The following is a 19,293-nucleotide window of genomic DNA, read 5'->3' as shown; positions in this document are numbered from 1 at the left end:
TGTCTGTTAACTGGCTAGCGGTAACCGCCGATACAGCTCAATCATATCGCCCGCCAAATCCTGAATCACCATCGCGTTCATCAGATGGTCCTGCGAATGGACGGTAATAAGATTAACCGGTAGCTTGCCGGTACCTTCGTCAATTCCGATCAGCTGGGTCTGGATTTTATGCGCTTGCTTAACGTACTCGCGTGATTCTGTCATCGCTTGTTCTGCCCCAGCGAAATCACCTTTACGCGCCAGTTGCAGCGCTGTCAGGGCCTGACTGCGTGCAGCGCCGGCATTTACCAATAATTCCATGATGATTGTTTCTAACTCTTCCATGCCATCACTCCAGTAGTTTCAGCGCCTTGTCCAGTACGGCATCGCCTTTCATCATGCCGTAATCCATCATATCGATGACGGCGACCTTTTTTCCCAGCGGGTCGGCGAGCGTCTGCAGCTTGGCCTGCTCATACTTAACTTGTGGACCGAGCAACACGATATCCGCAGTGGCGATATTCTCTTCAAACTCAGCCACCGGCACTGCTTTAATAGTGACGTCGACCCCTCTTTTCTGGGCGGCGTCTTTCATCCTTTGCACCAGCATGCTGGTGGACATTCCGGCGGCACAGCATAAAACGATGTTTTTCATAAGCAGTCTCGATCAACATGTGTGGGTTGATAATTATCGCGAGCCAGCGGTAGCAACAACTGCTTTGCAGCAATTGTGTGCAAGGCATCACAAAGAAAAGCGCTTTTTCTGAAACCGGTTACAGGAAGAGATAAAACCCTACGTTCTGGACCAAGGCCAGTGGCTTTTGATTCGCTTATCCCATGCGGGAATATATAATTACTGTCAATAAAGACATGTTATAAAAAACAGTATTGACAGCGTTTTTTAAACCCGTATGTTAATACTTAACAGCGGAGAAATTGTAGTTTGCTGTTAACGTAGCAAGTGTTAGTAGAGTTTTATTGGGGGTTGCGATAAAGGCCACGAAGTATTTTTGTATGGGATAGTCGACGCTGAAAACGTTTTTTTTCACTTCGACAATGCTTTCAGGCCACGTAGTTGATTTATCTAATCGCAAAAAATGAGTAAAACGCGACGATGTAACGCCATGTTTTAATAGTAAATGTTTGCGATTTCTTTTTTTCTGGTTATCGCAAAGGTAAATAAGGCAACGCATCAAAGAGTATATGTCGCGAGGGGAAGTGTACTTGTTTAGGTCACCAGCCTTGAGTTCTATTATCAAGCGGGTGGAATGTGTATAACGGTAAATAGAGGACGGTTTTAGTTAGTATCAATATCCAATATTATCTGTAGTAAACGTGTACATTTTAAAGTAGTACCATCAGCAGTATTAAATCGTTAAGTTTATTAATGTTAAATCTGAAGTGTGTAGTAACTTAAAGCCCTGACTGCAATGGTCAGGGCTTTTGTTCGTTGTAGATCAATCTGTTATCCGGGATGCCCAACCGTGAGGGTTTAACATTTCACTACTTAATGAGTATTAAAAAAATTAATGCTTGCTTAATGATTAGAAGTAGGTCTACTATAGCGACATCGGTTTGGTACACAGACCTTATGTAAGCAGTTTTAGTAAAGCAGTTCTCAGTTCAAGCGTTATCCTCAGATACTCTTCTTCATGAGCCTCCTCCCTAAGTGCCCCATAAGTTAATTTCTGCAAAACAGGCCATCTTCGCTGCATAAGCGGCTCAAAAAAATGAAAGGAAGTATCTATGTCTAACAAAATGACTGGTTTAGTAAAATGGTTTAACTCTGAGAAAGGTTTCGGCTTCATCACTCCTCAGGACGGTAGCAAGGATGTGTTTGTACATTTCTCCGCTATCCAGAGTAACGATTTTAAAACGTTAGACGAAGGTCAAAAAGTGGAGTTCTCCGTGGAGAATGGCGCTAAAGGCCCGTCTGCTGTTAACGTTGTCGCGCTGTAATCGCCGATAATTTCACGAACGCTTACGATAGCGATGAAGGCCAGAGCCTGAGCAGTCAAGTGCAAGTGAAGAAAAACCCGCGAAAGCGGGTTTTTTCGTTTATGTGATAGCGTTGGACTTAGAGCATCTGTGCAGCGCGTCCCAGATAGCTATCCCAGTCTTTCCACACGGGCTGTAATCCCTGCGCCATCAGTGCTTCAGCCACGGCTCCCGGGCGACGAGCATCATGCGGGGAGAACTGTTCCAGTTCGGGGTGGTTATCGGCATAACCACCGGGCTGGGTTTTTGAGAAGGCGCTGACGTTGTTGATCGCCAATGGAATCACATGGTCACGAAACCATGGCGATTCGCGGGTTGAGAGCGAAAGCTCAATTTCTGGCGCCAGTAAACGAAATGCGCAAATGGTCTGGACCAACTGTCGCTCATCCATGATCGATGCGGGCTCAACGCCTCCGGTGCATGGGCGCAAGCGCGGGAACGAGATGGAGTAGCGACTCTGCCAGTAATGCTGCTGCATCCACAGCAGATGTTCAGCCACCATATAGCAATCGACTCGCCAACTGTCGGACAAACCAATTAATGCGCCAAGACCGATTTTGTCGATCCCTGCGCGGCCCAGCCTGTCCGGCGTTTCCAGCCGCCAGAAGAAGTCCTGCTTTTTACCCTTCAGATGGTGGCGGGCGTAAATTCCCTCATGATAGCTCTCCTGATACACCATCACGCCATCCAGCCCCAACCTCTTCAGCTCCACATATTCAGCCTCTGACAGCGGCTGTACTTCCATCTGTAATGAGGCAAACTGGCGGCGAATAGCGGGTAAGTGGCGACGAAAATAGTCCATCCCGACTTTTGCCTGATGTTCACCGGTGACCAGCAACAGGTGCTCAAAACCCATCTCACGAATAGCCGTGCACTCACGGGCAATTTCTACTGCATCCAGCGTTTTGCGTTTGATACGGTTGCTCATCGAAAAACCGCAGTAGGTGCAGTCGTTGGCGCAGAGATTCGAAAGATACAGCGGAACGTAAAAGCTCACGGTGTTGCCAAAGCGCTGGCGGGTGAGTTTCTGCGCCCGCTGCGCCAGCGGCTCCAGATAGTCGGCGGCGGCGGGGGAGAGCAGTGCCATCAAATCATCGCGATTAAGCTGCGAAGCGTTGAGGGCGCGTTCCACGTCGGCGGCGGTTTTCCCGTTGATACGCAGACGGATGTCGTCCCAGTCAAGCTGTCGCCAACGGTCGGTGAAGGTTTTCATGCGAAGGCCTCCAGGAATCCCGTTAACGGGCTGGTGGCGCTTGCCTGCGAACTTTTGCTTCCGGGTACCGCCTGGCGCGCCAGAAGGCCCGCTTCAACTGCCAGACGAAAGGCAGTGGCCATCATGACCGGATCATCCGCCACGGCGATTGCCGTGTTGACCAGCACCGCGTCGGCGCCCATTTCCAGCGCTTGTGTGGCGTGGCTGGGCACGCCGATCCCGGCGTCGACCACCACCGGCACGGTAGCCTGCTGGATAATAATCTCCAGCATCGCTTTGGTTGCCAGCCCTTGATTTGAACCGATGGGTGCGCCGAGCGGCATCACCGCCGCACAGCCCACTTCTTCCAGCCGCTTGCACAGTACCGGATCCGCACCGCAGTAAGGCAGCACCACAAAGCCCTGTTTCACTAGCGATGCGGCAGCTTTTAGCGTTTCAATCGGATCCGGCAATAGCCAGCGGGCATCCGGGTGGATTTCTAATTTCAGCCAGTTTGTGCCCAGCGCTTCACGCGCCAGTTGGGCGGCGAAAATAGCTTCTTCAGCGGTTTTCGCTCCGGAGGTGTTAGGCAGCAGCGTCACGCCCGCGTCGATAAGTGGGGCCAGAATGGCATCGTTATGCTGGCGCAAATCCACGCGCTTCATCGCCAGCGTCACCAGCTGGCTGCCGGAGGCGCGAATCGCCTCGACCATCAGCTGTGATGAGGCAAATTTTCCGGTACCGGTGAACAGATGTGAATCAAACGTTTTGTCGGCAATACGTAACATATCAACCCCCTGCAATAACCTGAAAAAGCAGGATCTGGTCGCCTTCCTGCATGATATGCTGCTGCCACTGCTCGCGCGGCAGAATCTGCTGATTGAGCGCCAGCGCCGCGCCCGGTTTGAGCTGATTAAGCTCGGTGAGCAGCCCGCTGACGGTTTGTCCCTCGGCGCACTGCATCGGCTCATCATTGAACTGAATCTGCATGTTGCCCTCCGCATACCTGGCAGCCATTGGCCCGACGCAGCGCAAGGCTGCGCCACTGGCTGGTTTTACCGTCAAAAAGGCGTAACTCGCCGCTGGGCGTCGCAATGCCGCTAAGCAGTTTGATGGCTTCCAGCGCCTGCAAGGTGCCCATCACGCCGACAACCGGGCCGATGATACCGGCGGTACGGCAGTTGCGTTCAGGTTCGACATCATCCGGCCACAGGCAGCGGTAACAGCCTTGTTCCCACGGCGGGGTGAGTACCATCAACTGGCCGCCGAAACCCACGGCGCTGGCGGTAACCAAAGGCGTATTCAGCGTCACGCAGGCGGCGTTAATTTCCTGACGCGTGGCCATGTTGTCGGTACAGTCGAGCACCACGTCGGCCCGCGCAACCGCATGCCGCAGCGCCTCACCCGTCAGTCGCTGTTCAAGGACGACCAGCTCGCTGTCCGGGTTAAGACGTGCCAGGTGGCGTTCTGCCGCCTGTGCTTTTGGGCGAGCAATGTCGTCGGTGGTGAACAATATTTGCCGTTGCAGATTGCTCAGATGAACGTCGTCATCGTCCGCCAACGTCAGCGTGCCGACACCTGCTCCCGCCAGATACAACGCGGCAGGCGAACCAAGCCCGCCTAAACCGACAATCAGCACATGGCTGTCGAGCAACTTTTGCTGGCCCTCAATCGCGATATCGCCAAGCAGAATCTGGCGGCTGTAGCGCATAAAGTCGCGGTCATTCATCGCCGACTCCTGCTATGTCGAGCAGCTGCGCCGTGGCTGCCTGCCAGTCGGCCGCAAGGGTGATAGCGCTGACCACGGCAATGCTGCCGACGCCGGTTGCCAGCACCGCGGGCGCACGTTCCAGACTGATGCCGCCGATGGCGACGGTTGGATAGTCGGCCAGACGCGCAATATGACCCGCCAGTTGTGTCAGCCCCTGCGGAGCGGAAGGCATCTGCTTGGTTTGCGTGGGGAAAACGTGGCCGAGTGCGATGTAAGAAGGCTTAGCGGCCAGTGCGACGTCTATCTCCATATCATCGTGGGTGGAAACCCCCAGGCGTAAGCCCGCCGCCTGAATGGCCTGCAGATCGGTAGTTTCGAGATCTTCCTGGCCCAGATGCACGCCGTAGGCGTTGTGCTTAATCGCCAGCCGCCAGTAGTCGTTGATAAACAGGCGGGCGTCATAACGACGCCCCAGCGCGATGGCAGCGATAACATCCGCTTCCACCTCTTCATCGCGTTTATCTTTGATACGCAACTGGATCGTGCGCACGCCCGCCTCCAGTAGACGCTCAATCCATGCCACGCTATCCACCACCGGATAAAGCCCGAGGCGGAACGGCACGGTCGGGAAATCAGGCTGGTACATTACGCCTCCTCTTTTTTAAGGTAGATTTCGCCGCCTTTGGCGCGGAAGTTTTCCGACATATCCGCCATCCCCAATTCAATGGTTTGCGCGGCGGCATAATCACGCACTTCCTGGCTGATTTTCATCGAGCAGAACTTCGGCCCGCACATGGAGCAGAAGTGGGCGACCTTACCGGACTCCTGCGGCAGGGTTTCATCGTGATAAGCGCGGGCGGTGAACGGGTCGAGCGCGAGGTTAAACTGATCTTCCCAGCGGAATTCGAAGCGTGCTTTCGACATCGCGTTATCGCGGATCTGCGCGCCCGGATGCCCTTTGGCGAGGTCAGCGGCGTGAGCGGCGATCTTGTAGGTGATCAGCCCCTGTTTCACATCTTCTTTGTTCGGTAAACCGAGATGTTCTTTTGGTGTGACGTAGCACAGCATCGCGCAGCCAAACCAGCCGATCATCGCCGCGCCAATGCCGGAGGTGAAGTGGTCATAGCCCGGCGCGATGTCGGTGGTGAGCGGCCCTAAGGTGTAGAACGGCGCCTCGTGGCAGTGTTCCAGTTCTTCGGTCATGTTGCGCTGGATCATCTGCATCGGTACATGCCCTGGGCCTTCGATCATCACCTGCACGTCGTATTCCCAGGCGATTTTGGTCAGCTCGCCCAGCGTATGCAGTTCGGCGAACTGCGCTTCGTCGTTGGCATCCTGAATCGAACCCGGACGCAGACCATCGCCAAGAGAGAGTGAAACGTCGTAGGCGGCGCAGATTTCGCAAATCTCACGGAAATGTTCAAACAGGAAGTTCTCTTTGTGATGGGAGAGGCACCATTTCGCCATGATTGAGCCGCCGCGCGAGACAATTCCGGTCAGGCGTTTAGCGGTCATCGGCACGTAGCGCAGCAGCACGCCCGCGTGAATGGTGAAGTAGTCGACGCCCTGTTCGGCTTGTTCCAGCAACGTATCGCGGAATGCTTCCCAGGTGAGATCTTCGGCGATCCCATTGACCTTCTCCAGCGCCTGGTAGATCGGTACGGTGCCTATCGGCACCGGGCTATTACGCAGGATCCACTCGCGGGTTTCGTGAATATAGCGACCGGTGGAGAGGTCCATCACCGTATCTGCTCCCCAGCGGGTTGACCATACCAGCTTTTCGACCTCTTCTTCGATAGAGGAGGTGACCGCCGAGTTACCGATGTTGGCGTTCACCTTTACCAGGAAGTTGCGGCCGATGATCATCGGCTCGGATTCCGGGTGGTTGATGTTAGCAGGAATAATCGCCCGGCCTGCAGCGACTTCATCACGCACGAATTCCGGAGTGATATTTTCCGGCAGGCGAGCGCCAAAGTTCATCCCCGGATGCTGGTGGCGCAGCACTTCACTACGAATACGCTCGCGCCCCATGTTTTCACGGATAGCGATAAACTCCATTTCCGGCGTGATAATCCCCTGACGGGCGTAATGCAGTTGGGTCACGCGCTTACCGGTTTTGGCGCGCTTTGGCGTCAGCAGGCCGCTGAAACGTAGCTCGTCCAGGCCATCGTCGGCCAGGCGCTCTTTGGTGTAAGCGGAGCTACGGTCGTCTAATTCTTCGCTATCGTTACGCGCCACAATCCACGGCTGGCGCAGTTTCGCCAGCCCCAGCTGGACGTTAATCGCCACGTCAGGATCGCCATACGGCCCGGAGGTGTCGTACACCGGTACGGCTTCGTTATCTTCAAATTGCGGATTGTCTTTGCTGCCGCCAATCAGCGTCGGGCTAAGTTGGATTTCGCGCATCGGAACGCGGATATCCGCCTGCGAGCCGGTGATGTAGATGCGTTTTGAGTTCGGAAAGGCGGTCCCTTCCAGGGTATCGATAAAGTGTTGGGCTTGAGCGCGCTGTTCGCGGCGTGATGGTTTAGTAGTGGCAGACATAGCTCATTCCAAATAAAAGTAAGGATATGGCTTGTCAGACGACGGATGAAGCAAGAGATAGGCTCGCCCGGGGGCGATGCTATTGCAGATTGACTCTTGTTCCCTTCGCAGGTTTTAACCTGATCAGGTTCCGCGGATCCCGAATTAACGGTCTCAGCCTTTTCCACTCATGCTGTTGTGGAAAATAAGCACTCCGACAAGAAGTAACCTCAGTAAAGAGGTAATGAATGTAAATTACGCGTTAATGCGACAAATCTCAAGCAGGACGTTTGAGAGTGCCACTCTCGTGCATCGCATCAAATACCAGCATGATCAGCTTATCTTCGAGTACGAACCTGGCTTCCAGCGCCTCGCCGATATCTGATAAAGCCTGTTGAAATTCAAGGAAGTTATCATGATCAATGGCGGTCTCCAGACTGGTGTCATAGTAGTCCATGATCTGTTGTGTGTTGGCTTCCAGCAGCGGCCAAATTTTTGTCGCTTTTAAAAGCTGCCCGTTCCCTTCCAATTTATGGAGAATACGTTCATAAATACTGAAGTGTCCGGTGGAGAGGTAATCGACCAGGCTCTGACAAAAATCATCCAGCGCCTTTTCATTGAGCCGCATGTACGATTCTTTGCCAGGCTTAATGCCAACCAGATTGTAGTAAGCCACGAGCAGGTGCTTACGTACATGTAGCCAGCGATCAACCAGTTTATTACTTCCTCCGACGTGCTCCGTCAGGCTTTCCAGCTGGTTTAACATGATTGACTCCGCAAGATGGTGTTTAAGAACTGCTCACCCGTAAATGTAAAAATAATGTAAACAACATGCCTGTGAAGCAAAGGTTGCGCAAGAGATATGGATCGTATAATTGAAAAATTAGATAGCGGCTGGTGGATTGTCAGTCATGAGCAAAAGTTATGGTTGCCGCATGGTGAACTGCCTCACGGTGACGCGGCACGTTTTGATCTGATCGGGCAGCGCGCACTTTCTATCGGCGAATGGGAAGGGGAAACGGTCTGGCTGGTGCAGCAGCAACGTCGACACGATATGGGGTCGGTGCGCCAGGTTATAGACCAGGATGTTGGCCTGTTTCAACTGGCCGGACGCGGCGTACAGCTGGCTGAGTTTTACCGCTCGCATAAATTCTGCGGCTACTGTGGGCACACGATGCACCCGAGTAAAACGGAATGGGCGATGCTGTGCAGCCACTGCCGGGAACGCTACTACCCGCAAATTGCTCCCTGCATTATCGTCGCTATCCGCCGTGACGACGCTATCTTGCTTGCCCAACATGTTCGCCATCGCAACGGCGTGCATACCGTGCTGGCGGGCTTTGTCGAAGTGGGTGAGACCCTTGAACAGGCGGTGGCGCGTGAAGTCATGGAAGAGAGCGGCATTAAGGTTAAAAACCTGCGCTATGTCACTTCTCAGCCGTGGCCGTTCCCACAGTCTTTGATGACCGCATTTATGGCAGAGTATGATAGCGGGGAGATTGTTATCGACCCGAAAGAACTGCTGGAGGCGAACTGGTATCGCTACGATAATTTACCGCTGCTTCCCCCGCCAGGCACCGTCGCGCGTCGATTGATTGAAGACACTGTGGCAATGTGTCGGGCTGAGTACGAGTAAAGAACGAGTGATGATACACTGATGGACTGACGCAATAAGGAACTGCAAAAATGACCGAACTGAAGAACGATCGTTATCTGCGTGCGCTGCTGCGCCAGCCCGTTGATGTCACTCCGGTATGGATGATGCGCCAGGCGGGCCGCTATCTACCGGAATATAAAGCCACGCGCGCCGAGGCGGGCGATTTTATGGCGCTGTGCAAAAATGCCGAGCTGGCCTGCGAAGTCACGCTGCAGCCGCTGCGTCGTTATAAGCTTGATGCCGCGATCCTCTTCTCGGATATCCTGACGATTCCGGATGCGATGGGGCTTGGGCTGTATTTTGAAGCCGGAGAAGGTCCACGTTTTACCTCACCGATTACCAGCAAGGCTGATGTCGACAAACTGCCGATCCCGGACCCGGAAGATGGGCTGGGTTATGTGATGAATGCGGTGCGCACGATTCGGCGTGAACTGAAAGGCGAAGTGCCGCTGATCGGCTTCTCCGGTAGCCCGTGGACGCTGGCGACCTATATGGTCGAAGGCGGTAGCAGCAAGGCCTTCACCGTGATTAAAAAGATGATGTACGCCGATCCAAAAGCGCTGCATCTGCTGCTGGATAAGCTGGCGAAGAGCGTCACGCTGTACCTGAACGCGCAGATCAAAGCGGGCGCGCAGTCGGTGATGATTTTCGATACCTGGGGCGGTGTGCTGACCGGTCGCGACTATCAGCAGTTCTCCCTGTACTACATGCACAAAATCGTCGATGGTCTGCTGCGCGAGAACGACGGTCGTCGTGTACCGGTGACGCTGTTCACCAAAGGCGGCGGTCAGTGGCTGGAAGCGATGGCAGAAACCGGCTGTGATGCGTTAGGCCTCGACTGGACCACTGATATTGCCGACGCGCGTCGTCGTGTGGGTCATAAAGTGGCGCTACAGGGCAATATGGATCCATCCATGCTGTATGCGCCGCCAGCCCGCATCGAAGAAGAAGTGGCGACAATTCTGGCCGGATTTGGTCAGGGTGAAGGCCATGTCTTTAACCTGGGCCATGGCATTCATCAGGATGTACCGCCAGAACATGCGGGTGTCTTTGTCGAGGCGGTACATCGCCTGTCGGCGCAGTACCACCGCTAATGGATCTCGCATCGCTGCGCGCGCAGCAGCTTGAACTGGCCTCTTCGGTGATCCGCGAGGATCGCCTGCAGAACGATCCGCCGGATCTGATCGGCGGGGCGGACGTAGGGTTTGAGCAGGGCGGCGAAGTGACGCGGGCCGCAATGGTCTTACTGAAATACCCGACGCTGGAACTGGTTGAATACAAGGTGGCGCGAATCGCCACCACCATGCCTTACATTCCAGGCTTTCTCTCCTTTCGTGAAACGCCCGCGTTGATGGCTGCCTGGCAGTTGCTCTCGCACAAGCCCGATCTGCTGTTCGTTGACGGTCACGGTATCTCTCACCCGCGTCGCCTGGGCGTAGCCAGCCATTTTGGTCTGCTGGTGGATGTCCCGACGATTGGCGTGGCGAAAAAACGGTTATGCGGCAAGTTTGAGCCGCTCGCTGCCGAACCCGGAGCGCTAGCGCCGTTGCTGGATAAAGACGAACAGCTGGCGTGGGTCTGGCGCAGCAAAGCACGCTGTAACCCGTTGTTTATCTCTACGGGTCATCGCGTGAGCCTGGACCGCGCGTTGGCATGGGTACAACGCTGTATGAACGGTTATCGTCTGCCGGAACCAACACGCTGGGCAGATGCAGTCGCATCTGAACGCCCGGCTTTTACGCGGCTTGCAGCAAAAACGCCCCATATCGGGTAAACTGCCGCTAATTTCCGTATTTGAGAACTCATCATGTTACAAAACCCGATTCACCTGCGTCTGGAGAAGTTGGAAAGCTGGCAGCATGTTACGTTTATGGCCTGTCTGTGCGAGCGCATGTACCCAAACTACGCTATGTTCTGCAAGCAAACCGAATTTGGCGATGGTCAGATTTATCGCCGAATTCTGGATCTTATTTGGGAAGCGTTGACGGTGAAAGACGCGAAAATCAATTTCGATAGTCAGTTGGAAAAGTTTGAAGAGGCCATTCCTTCTGCAGATGATTACGATCTGTACGGCGTGTACCCGGCGATCGATGCCTGTGTGGCATTAAGCGAACTGATGCATTCGCGTCTGAGTGGTGAAACGCTGGAACACGCAATTGAAGTCAGTAAGGCTTCTATTACCACCGTCGCGATGCTGGAAATGACGCAAGCTGGTCGCGAAATGACCGATGAAGAGCTCAAAGAGAACCCAGCCGTTGAGCAAGAATGGGATATTCAGTGGGAAATATTCCGACTTTTAGCCGATTGTGAAGAACGCGATATTGAGCTGATAAAAGGGCTTCGTGCAGACCTGCGCGAGGCTGGCGAGAGCAATATTGGTATAAATTTTCAGCAATGACACCACAAAACGTGATTTAACGCCTGATTTGTCATGCCTGAAGGCTTCCCATCTGCCCCCGGTCTGGTCTACATTTGGGGGGCGAAAAAAAGTGGCTATCGGTGCGTGTATGCAGGAGAGTGCTTTTCTGGCATTTCCGTCGCACTCGATGCTTAGCAAGCGATAAACACATTGTAAGGATAACTTATGAACAAGACTCAACTGATTGATGTAATTGCAGACAAAGCAGAACTGTCTAAAACACAGGCTAAAGCTGCTCTGGAATCCACTCTGGCTGCTATTACTGAGTCTCTGAAAGAAGGCGATGCTGTACAACTGGTTGGTTTCGGTACCTTCAAAGTGAACCACCGTGCTGAGCGTACTGGCCGCAACCCGCAGACCGGTAAAGAAATCAAAATTGCCGCAGCTAACGTACCGGCATTTGTTTCTGGTAAAGCACTGAAAGACGCGGTTAAGTAATTCGCGTGGCAGTGAACAGTTTTATCGAAGGGGCGGTTTCGCCCCTTTTGTCCATCTGGCGTCACTCGCTTTGGCTTTCAGGTGTTCTGTTACTGTCTGCCTGTAGTCGCCACTCTGAGCTTCCTCCGTTCACAGCCAGCGGCTATGTTGGCGATCAGGGGGCGGTACGCATTTGGCGTAAAGATTCCAGCGACGGTGTTCACTTGCTCTCGGTATTTAGTCCGTGGCGTAAAGGTGATACCACCACCAGTGAATATCGCTGGCAGGGTGATACGCTCTCTTTGATAGAACTCAACACCTACAGTAAACCCCAAGAACATGTCCGTATACGCTTCGATGACCGGGGTGAGCTGAGTTTCATGCAGCGTGAAGTCGACGGTCTTAAGCAGCAGCTTTCCAGCGATCAAATCGCGCTTTACCGCTATCGAGCCGATCAAATCCGCCAGACAAGCGATGCGTTGCGTCAGGGACGGGTGATACTGCATCAGGGACGCTGGCATGCGAATCACACGGTTACGACCTGTGAAGGTGAGACGCTGAAACCCGATCTGGAATCGTGGGCGATAAACCATATTGAGCGCCGCCAGAGCCATTCATCCGTCGAGGTGAGTGTGGCATGGCTGGAAGCGCCCGAAGGGTCGCAGCTACTGCTGGTCGCTAATGAAGATTTTTGTCGCTGGCAGCCTACAGCCAAAACCTTCTGATAATCTGCCATCAGGTAATACTGTTACCAGTGGCCCATTCCCATATGGCCGCCGCCGCGATGGTTACCGCCACCGCCGCATCCACCGTAACCCATTCCCGCTCCGCGAGGCACGCCTGCCTGCGCCATGGCGACATCGCGTTTAACACGCTGCTCATCCAGGGACTGATTCAACGCTTCCATCTCTTTTGCCACGGCGTTAATTTTTGCCGTGTCTGGCGAGCTGGCTGTTAACAACGCGTTGTACTCATAACGTTTGGAGGTCAACTGTTGGCGCAATGCGCTGGTCTGTGAGTAGTAATCATCATAGATTTTCTGCGCGGTTGCCTGCTGCTCAGCGGTCATTGGCGCACCGCCCCGCTGCTGCATGCCATCACCATACCCCCAGTGATGCTGTGCCAGCGCTGGGGTAGAGCCCAGAGCCAGAAGAGAGAGTGCAATCAGTGCCAGTTTGTTGTTCCGTTTCATTGTTCATTCTCCTGTTGGTTAGCTTACATTCCCTTTTGCATCTTCCGTGCCAAAGCGGCAATCCCTGTCCTGCGGGCGTTGTACGTGTCGTCTTTGCAGGAAAACGGGTAAAAATGACTCGCCAGAACGCGCCAGCGGGTCATTTTTACCCGGTACTTTCAGCAGTTTGTGTTTGAGGGCAGGGTTATCAGGAGGAAAAAATGGCATGATTTCTGCTGTATACCTGTAACGATGAAAGGAACAGGTAGGGTAAAGGGAGAGCGTATGCGTCTTTATAAGGACACGGCTGCAAAGTGGTTGAGCCGACTCTTGCTGGCGGCAATCCTGATTTTGGTCGGCTGGTTTTCGGTTATGACCATTCGGGACTATGGGCGGGAAAGCGGTGCTGCACGGCAAACGCTACTGGAAAAAGGCAGCGTGCTCATTCGCGCTCTGGAGTCTGGTACGCGCGTAGGTATGGGGATGCGCATGCATCATGCTCAACAGCAGACGCTGCTGGAACAAATGGCCGTACAACCAGGTGTGCTATGGTTTGCCGTTGTTGATGAGCATGGCGTTGTTATTACTCACAGCAATTCCGCGATGGTCGGGAAAACGCTCTATTCACCGGATGTCCTGCGGCAGCTTAATCCCGGAGAACAAGAAAACTGGCGAAATATTGACATTCCAGTGGGGAGCGGTGAAAACACGCCGGCCCTGGAAATTTATCGCCAGTTTCAGCCGACGTATGGTCCAGGACGTCATGGCATGGCGCGTTGCGCCAACGATGACAGGCAGCTTAACATCCCTGCACAAACCATATTTATCGCCTTTGATGCCAGCGATCTGGCAGCGACTCAGGCAAGAGAGTGGCGTAACACCCTGATTGTCCTGTCCGCGCTGGCAGCCGTGTTACTGGCCACCGTGCTGACGTTCTTCTGGTATCAGCGCTATCAGCGTTCGTACAAAGAACTGCAGGATGCGATGAAGCGTAAAGAAAAACTGATGGCGCTCGGACACCTGGCGGCCGGAGTCGCACATGAAATTCGTAACCCGCTTTCATCCATCAAAGGTTTAGCAAAATATTTTGCCGAACGAACCCCGCCAGGTGGCGAGTCACATGAGTTGGCTCAGGTAATGGCGAAAGAAGCGGACCGTTTAAATCGGGTGGTGAGCGAATTGCTGGAGCTGGTGAAGCCAGCGCATCTGACGCTGCAACAGGTGGATCTTAACAAGGTTATCACCCACTCATTACATCTGGTGAGCCAGGATGCGGCAAGTCGCGAAATCCAGCTCCGTTTTTCGGCTAATCCTACGCTGCCCGCGATTCAGGCCGACCCCGACCGGCTGACGCAGATTTTGTTGAATCTGTATCTGAACGCCATTCATGCCATTGGTCGTCAGGGCACAATAGTGGTTGAAGCAAGTGAAAGCAGCGGCGATCGCGTTAAAATCGTGGTGACCGATAGCGGGAAGGGGATTGCTCCAGAACAGCTGGAGGCCATTTTTACGCCTTACTTTACGACCAAAGCTGACGGCACCGGCCTCGGGCTGGCGGTGGTGCAGAATATAGTTGAACAGCACGGCGGCACCATTCAGGTGGCAAGCGTTGAGGGCAAAGGCGCGACCTTTACCTTTTGGCTGCCGACTAAAGCGAAACAACAGGATTAACAAGGATGACGCACGGAAAAATCACTATTCTGGTGGTGGATGACGATATCAGCCACTGCACCATTTTACAGGCGCTGCTGCGCGGCTGGGGTTATGACGTTGCGTTGGCTTATAGCGGGCGAGCGGCGCTGGAACAGGTGCGCGAACGTGTATTTGATTTAGTGCTGTGTGATGTGCGCATGGCAGAGATGGACGGTATCGCTACGCTGAAAGAGATTAAAGCGCTGAATCCGGCGATTCCGGTATTGATCATGACGGCGTTCTCCAGCGTGGAGACTGCCGTTGAGGCGCTGAAAACCGGGGCGCTGGACTACTTGATCAAACCGCTGGACTTTGACCGGTTGCAGGAGACGCTGGAAAAAGCGCTGGCGCACACGCGGGAAACGAGCGCTGAATTGCCGTCAGCGTCGGCGGCGCAGTTTGGCATGATTGGTCGTAGTCCGGCGATGCAGCAGTTGCTCAACGAAATTGCGATGGTTGCGCCCTCGGACGCCACGGTGCTCATCCACGGAGACTCCGGGACGGGCAAAGAACTGGTGGCCCGGGCGCTACATGCCAGCAGCGCACGCAGCGATAAACCACTGGTCACGCTGAACTGCGCGGCACTCAATGAATCTTTGCTGGAATCTGAGCTGTTCGGTCACGAGAAAGGTGCGTTTACCGGGGCGGATAAACGCCGGGAAGGTCGCTTTGTGGAAGCCGATGGTGGCACGCTGTTTCTTGATGAAATTGGCGATATCTCACCGCTGATGCAGGTGCGTCTGCTGCGAGCGATCCAGGAGCGGGAAGTACAGCGGGTTGGCAGCAACCAGACCATTGCAGTTGATGTCCGGCTGATCGCCGCCACGCATCGAGATCTGGCGGAGGAAGTCAGTGCCGGGCGCTTTCGCCAGGATCTCTACTATCGCCTGAACGTCGTCACCATTGAAATGCCAGCATTGCGCCAGCGTCGGGAAGATATTCCACTGCTGGCCGAATATTTTCTCCAGCGTTTTGCCGAGCGTAACCGAAAAGCGGTGAAAGGCTTTACTCCGCAGGCGATGGATCTCCTGATCCATTACGACTGGCCGGGCAATATCCGTGAGCTGGAAAATGCGATTGAGCGATCGGTGGTGCTGCTAACGGGGGAATATATTTCTGAACGTGAGCTGCCAATGGCGATTGCTGCGACGCCGATAAAAACGGAATACAGTGGCGAGATCCAACCGCTGGTGGATGTCGAAAAAGAGGTGATTCTGGCTGCACTGGAGAAAACGGGCGGCAATAAAACCGAAGCCGCCCGTCAGTTAGGTATTACGCGCAAAACACTGCTGGCTAAGCTCAGCCGTTAGTTTTGCTCACGTTCGATAGCGCGCCAGCCGATGTCGTTACGGCTGAAGCAGCCGTCCCAGCGGATGTCTGTCATCAGGGCGTAGGCGCGTTTCTGCGCTTCTGCCACGGTGTTACCCAGCGCGGTGGCACACAGTACGCGACCGCCGTTGGTCAGCACGCGATCGTCAGCAGACAGTTTGGTGCCGGCGTGGAACACTTTACCGTCAGTGACGTCTTCCAGCGGCAGGCCGTGGATTTCATCGCCGGTATTGTAATTGCCCGGATAACCTCCGGCGGCAATGACCACACCCAGAGATGCGCGTTCGTCCCACTCGGAGGTTTTCTCATCCAGCTTGCCGTCACAGGCGGCGAGGCACAGCTCCACCAGATCGGACTTCATGCGCAGCATGATCGGCTGGGTTTCCGGATCGCCGAAGCGGCAGTTGAACTCGATAACCTTCGGGTTACCCTGCTTGTCGATCATCAGACCCGCATACAGGAAACCGGTGTAGGTATTCCCTTCCGCCGCCATGCCTTTCACCGTTGGCCAGATGATGCGTTCCATGGTGCGCTGGTGGACTTCGTCAGTCACTACCGGTGCTGGAGAGTAGGCACCCATCCCGCCGGTATTAGGACCGGTATCGCCGTTGCCCACGCGTTTGTGGTCCTGGCTGGTGGCCATCGGCAGCACGTGCTCGCCGTCGACCATCACGATAAAGCTCGCTTCTTCACCGTCGAGGAACTCTTCGATAACGATGCGGTGGCCCGCGTCGCCAAACGCGTTACCGGCCAGCATGTCATGAACCGCGGATTCCGCTTCCTCCAGCGTCATCGCCACAATCACGCCTTTACCGGCGGCCAGACCGTCGGCTTTGATAACGATCGGCGCGCCTTTCTCGCGCAGGTAAGCCAGCGCAGGTTCGATTTCGGTGAAGTTTTGGTACTCCGCCGTTGGAATCTGATGGCGCGCAAGAAAATCTTTGGTGAAGGCTTTGGAGCCTTCCAGCTGCGCGGCACCTTCGGTTGGGCCGAAGATTTTCAGACCGGCGGCGCGGAATGCATCAACCACACCAATCACCAGCGGCGCTTCCGGACCAACGATGGTCAGATCGATCTTCTCGTTCTGGGCAAAGCTCAGCAGCGCCGGAATATCCGTTACGCCGATGGCCACGTTTTGTAGCGTGGGTTCCAGCGCGGTGCCCGCGTTGCCCGGGGCGACAAATACCGTTTCGACTTTTGGCGACTGCGCCGCTTTCCAGGCGAGGGCGTGCTCGCGCCCGCCATTGCCAATCACTAATATTTTCATCGTCTGCTCCGTGGATTAATGGCGGAAGTGGCGCATGTCGGTGAATACCATCGCGATACCGTGCTCGTCTGCGGCGGCAATCACTTCGTCATCGCGGATTGAACCGCCCGGTTGGATCACGCAGGTTACGCCAGCGGCAGCAGCGGCATCAATCCCATCGCGGAACGGGAAGAAGGCGTCGGAAGCCATAGAGGAACCTTTCACTTCCAGACCTTCGTCGGCGGCCTTAATCCCGGCGATTTTGGCTGAGTACACGCGGCTCATCTGGCCTGCGCCTATGCCGATAGTCATGTTCTCTTTGGCGTAAACAATGGCGTTGGATTTCACAAATTTTGCCACTTTCCAGCAGAACAGCGCATCACGCAGTTCTTGCTCGGTCGGCTGGCGTTTGGTTACCACGCGCAGTTCAGCTTCGCTCACCATACCGAGGTCGCGGTCCTGGACCAGCAGGCCGCCGTTCACACGCTTGAAGTCCAGACCCGGTACGCGCTGCGCCCATTGGCCGCAAACCAGCACGCGAACGTTCTGCTTGGCAGCGGTAATTTTCAATGCTTCTTCGGTAGCGGAAGGCGCGATGATCACTTCCACGAACTGGCGGGAGATAATCGCCTGCGCGGTTTCAGCATCCAGCTCGCGGTTAAAAGCGATGATGCCGCCGAATGCGGAGGTTGGGTCGGTTTTGTAAGCGCGGTCGTAAGCGTCAAGAATAGAGGTGCTTACCGCTACACCGCACGGGTTTGCGTGCTTAACGATAACGCATGCCGGTTCGCTGAACTCTTTCACGCACTCCAGCGCCGCATCGGTATCGGCGATGTTGTTGTAGGAAAGTGCTTTGCCCTGTACCTGCTGCGCGGTGGCAACGGAGGCTTCTTTAACATTCTCTTCTATATAGAAGGCAGCCTGCTGGTGGCTGTTCTCGCCGTAACGCATATCCTGCTTCTTAATGAAGTTCAGGTTCAGCGTACGTGGGAAGCGACCGGCGGCTTCTTTGCTTTCGCCGTGATAGGCCGGAACCATGCTGCCAAAGTAGTTGGCGATCATGCTGTCGTAAGCGGCGGTGTGTTCGAAGGCTTTAATCGCGAGATCGAAACGCGTGTCGAGGGTCAGAGAACCATCGTTGGCATCCATCTCTTTAATAATGGCATCGTAGTCGCTGCTCTTCACAACGATAGCTACATCTTTATGGTTCTTGGCTGCAGAGCGCACCATGGTCGGGCCGCCGATATCAATGTTCTCTACGGCATCTTCCAGAGAACAGCCTTCGCGGGCGACGGTCTGGGCGAACGGGTACAAGTTAACAACCACCATATCGATAGGCGCGATACCATGTTGCTCCATTATTCCGTCATCCTGACCACGGCGACCAAGAATGCCGCCGTGGACTTTTGGATGCAGGGTCTTCACGCGTCCATCCATCATTTCCGGGAAGCCGGTGTAATCGGAAACTTCGGTCACTGGCAGACCTTTCTCCGCTAACAGGCGGGCAGTGCCACCTGTAGACAGTAGCTCCACACCGCGTGCGGAAAGTGCCTGAGCGAATTCGATGATACCGGCCTTGTCAGAAACACTGAGCAGAGCGCGGCGGACTGGACGACGTTGTTGCATGGTAAATCCCCTGGATTTGACTATTACAGAGAGCGTTAGGTGAATTCTTGGCTAAAAACTCAGCTAACGCCCCTTACGGGGCATCCTTGTTGTGCGGGGGCATTGTAACGAAAACGTTTGCGCAACGCTCGCGAATTTTTATTTTTCACTTTTGTCCCTCGTTTCGACCGCTGAAGACTGTACATATACAGAAAGGATCGCAGAAGTAATGGGTGAGTTTGTGGATAACTCTGTGTGCAAATGGGTATAAAGTGGGGTTTTGCTGTGGAATGCAGCACTCAGTCATTTTTCTGTCATTTAAGGGTTGCGGGCTGCAGGAAACTCCCTATAATG

General features: G+C 54.4%; 22 protein-coding genes and 1 riboswitch. Of the genes, 9 read left to right on the top strand and 13 right to left on the bottom strand.

Annotated features, from left to right (window positions below; genetic code table 11):
- Positions 1-6: 6 nt before the first annotated feature.
- The gene (locus OGX99_RS06695; protein WP_286543019.1) at positions 7-324 is read right to left on the bottom strand and encodes a PTS lactose/cellobiose transporter subunit IIA; all 318 of its coding nucleotides are present in this window, start codon (positions 322-324) and stop codon (positions 7-9) included.
- Between the two features lie 4 nt (positions 325-328).
- On the bottom strand, positions 329-634 hold the full coding sequence (locus tag OGX99_RS06690; RefSeq protein WP_151218799.1) for a PTS sugar transporter subunit IIB: 306 nt from the start codon (positions 632-634) through the stop codon (positions 329-331).
- A gap of 1,091 nt (positions 635-1,725) precedes the next feature.
- On the opposite strand from OGX99_RS06690, the gene cspE reads away from it, so the two are divergent.
- The gene (gene cspE, locus OGX99_RS06685) at positions 1,726-1,938 is read left to right on the top strand and encodes a transcription antiterminator/RNA stability regulator CspE (protein ID WP_016155304.1); all 213 of its coding nucleotides are present in this window, start codon (positions 1,726-1,728) and stop codon (positions 1,936-1,938) included.
- A gap of 118 nt (positions 1,939-2,056) precedes the next feature.
- Here the strand turns inward: cspE and thiH are convergent, their stop codons facing one another.
- From thiH to rsd, 7 genes are all read right to left on the bottom strand, one after another.
- Positions 2,057-3,190: a 2-iminoacetate synthase ThiH gene (thiH, locus tag OGX99_RS06680; RefSeq protein WP_252839080.1), complete on the bottom strand. Its 1,134-nt coding sequence runs from the start codon at positions 3,188-3,190 to the stop codon at positions 2,057-2,059.
- Complete coding sequence (gene thiG, locus OGX99_RS06675; protein WP_286543014.1) at positions 3,187-3,957, bottom strand: thiazole synthase; 771 nt, start codon at positions 3,955-3,957, stop codon at positions 3,187-3,189. The genes thiH and thiG overlap by 4 nt, the downstream gene beginning before the upstream one ends.
- 1 nt (position 3,958) lies before the next feature.
- Positions 3,959-4,159, bottom strand: a complete 201-nt coding sequence (thiS, locus tag OGX99_RS06670; protein ID WP_151218796.1) for a sulfur carrier protein ThiS — start codon at positions 4,157-4,159, stop codon at positions 3,959-3,961.
- Positions 4,140-4,898 (bottom strand): HesA/MoeB/ThiF family protein, encoded by a 759-nt coding sequence (locus OGX99_RS06665; RefSeq protein WP_187254161.1) that lies wholly within the window; start codon positions 4,896-4,898, stop codon positions 4,140-4,142. Before OGX99_RS06665 ends, thiS begins: the two co-directional genes overlap by 20 nt.
- Positions 4,891-5,526, bottom strand: coding sequence for a thiamine phosphate synthase (gene thiE, locus OGX99_RS06660; RefSeq protein ID WP_151218794.1), 636 nt, complete (start codon positions 5,524-5,526; stop codon positions 4,891-4,893). Before thiE ends, OGX99_RS06665 begins: the two co-directional genes overlap by 8 nt.
- On the bottom strand, positions 5,526-7,424 hold the full coding sequence (thiC, locus tag OGX99_RS06655) for a phosphomethylpyrimidine synthase ThiC (RefSeq protein WP_151218793.1): 1,899 nt from the start codon (positions 7,422-7,424) through the stop codon (positions 5,526-5,528). Before thiC ends, thiE begins: the two co-directional genes overlap by 1 nt.
- 83 nt (positions 7,425-7,507) lie before the next feature.
- A riboswitch (TPP riboswitch) is annotated at positions 7,508-7,630 on the bottom strand.
- Positions 7,631-7,680: 50 nt separating this feature from the next.
- Positions 7,681-8,169, bottom strand: coding sequence for a sigma D regulator (gene rsd / locus OGX99_RS06650; protein ID WP_151218792.1), 489 nt, complete (start codon positions 8,167-8,169; stop codon positions 7,681-7,683).
- A gap of 96 nt (positions 8,170-8,265) precedes the next feature.
- On the opposite strand from rsd, the gene nudC reads away from it, so the two are divergent.
- From nudC to OGX99_RS06620, 6 genes are all read left to right on the top strand, one after another.
- Complete coding sequence (gene nudC, locus OGX99_RS06645) at positions 8,266-9,039, top strand: NAD(+) diphosphatase (RefSeq protein ID WP_252839083.1); 774 nt, start codon at positions 8,266-8,268, stop codon at positions 9,037-9,039.
- A gap of 50 nt (positions 9,040-9,089) precedes the next feature.
- Positions 9,090-10,154 (top strand): uroporphyrinogen decarboxylase, encoded by a 1,065-nt coding sequence (hemE, locus tag OGX99_RS06640; RefSeq protein WP_151225111.1) that lies wholly within the window; start codon positions 9,090-9,092, stop codon positions 10,152-10,154.
- On the top strand, positions 10,154-10,834 hold the full coding sequence (gene nfi / locus OGX99_RS06635; RefSeq protein WP_187254162.1) for a deoxyribonuclease V: 681 nt from the start codon (positions 10,154-10,156) through the stop codon (positions 10,832-10,834). Before hemE ends, nfi begins: the two co-directional genes overlap by 1 nt.
- A 33-nt stretch (positions 10,835-10,867) precedes the next feature.
- Entirely contained in the window at positions 10,868-11,458 is a 591-nt protein-coding gene (locus OGX99_RS06630; RefSeq protein ID WP_003842015.1) for a YjaG family protein, read from the top strand.
- 186 nt (positions 11,459-11,644) lie between these two features.
- A complete protein-coding gene (gene hupA, locus OGX99_RS06625) occupies positions 11,645-11,917 on the top strand; it encodes a nucleoid-associated protein HU-alpha (RefSeq protein ID WP_001044509.1) in 273 nt (90 codons plus the stop codon).
- Positions 11,918-11,928: 11 nt separating this feature from the next.
- Positions 11,929-12,621, top strand: a complete 693-nt coding sequence (locus tag OGX99_RS06620) for a DUF1481 domain-containing protein (RefSeq protein ID WP_151218802.1) — start codon at positions 11,929-11,931, stop codon at positions 12,619-12,621.
- Positions 12,622-12,644: 23 nt separating this feature from the next.
- On the opposite strand, the gene zraP is transcribed toward OGX99_RS06620, so the two are convergent.
- Positions 12,645-13,088: a zinc resistance sensor/chaperone ZraP gene (zraP, locus tag OGX99_RS06615; protein ID WP_187260363.1), complete on the bottom strand. Its 444-nt coding sequence runs from the start codon at positions 13,086-13,088 to the stop codon at positions 12,645-12,647.
- Between the two features lie 18 nt (positions 13,089-13,106).
- Positions 13,107-13,295: a hypothetical protein gene (locus tag OGX99_RS06610; protein ID WP_151218788.1), complete on the bottom strand. Its 189-nt coding sequence runs from the start codon at positions 13,293-13,295 to the stop codon at positions 13,107-13,109.
- Positions 13,296-13,352: 57 nt separating this feature from the next.
- On the opposite strand from OGX99_RS06610, the gene zraS reads away from it, so the two are divergent.
- Both zraS and zraR read left to right on the top strand, forming a co-directional pair.
- A complete protein-coding gene (gene zraS / locus OGX99_RS06605) occupies positions 13,353-14,738 on the top strand; it encodes a two-component system sensor histidine kinase ZraS (RefSeq protein ID WP_151225115.1) in 1,386 nt (461 codons plus the stop codon).
- 5 nt (positions 14,739-14,743) lie between these two features.
- A complete protein-coding gene (zraR, locus tag OGX99_RS06600) occupies positions 14,744-16,069 on the top strand; it encodes a sigma-54-dependent response regulator transcription factor ZraR (protein ID WP_151225117.1) in 1,326 nt (441 codons plus the stop codon).
- Here zraR and purD read toward each other — a convergent pair.
- Positions 16,066-17,355: a phosphoribosylamine--glycine ligase gene (purD, locus tag OGX99_RS06595; RefSeq protein WP_252839085.1), complete on the bottom strand. Its 1,290-nt coding sequence runs from the start codon at positions 17,353-17,355 to the stop codon at positions 16,066-16,068. The genes zraR and purD overlap by 4 nt on opposite strands.
- Before the next feature lie 15 nt (positions 17,356-17,370).
- On the bottom strand, positions 17,371-18,960 hold the full coding sequence (gene purH, locus OGX99_RS06590; RefSeq protein ID WP_151218784.1) for a bifunctional phosphoribosylaminoimidazolecarboxamide formyltransferase/IMP cyclohydrolase: 1,590 nt from the start codon (positions 18,958-18,960) through the stop codon (positions 17,371-17,373).
- Positions 18,961-19,293: the final 333 nt, after the last annotated feature.

Source organism: Citrobacter sp. Cu096, from assembly GCF_030332285.1.
GTDB classification, from domain to species: Bacteria; Pseudomonadota; Gammaproteobacteria; order Enterobacterales; family Enterobacteriaceae; genus Citrobacter; species Citrobacter meridianamericanus.
This window is presented reverse-complemented; position numbering and strand designations above follow the sequence as displayed.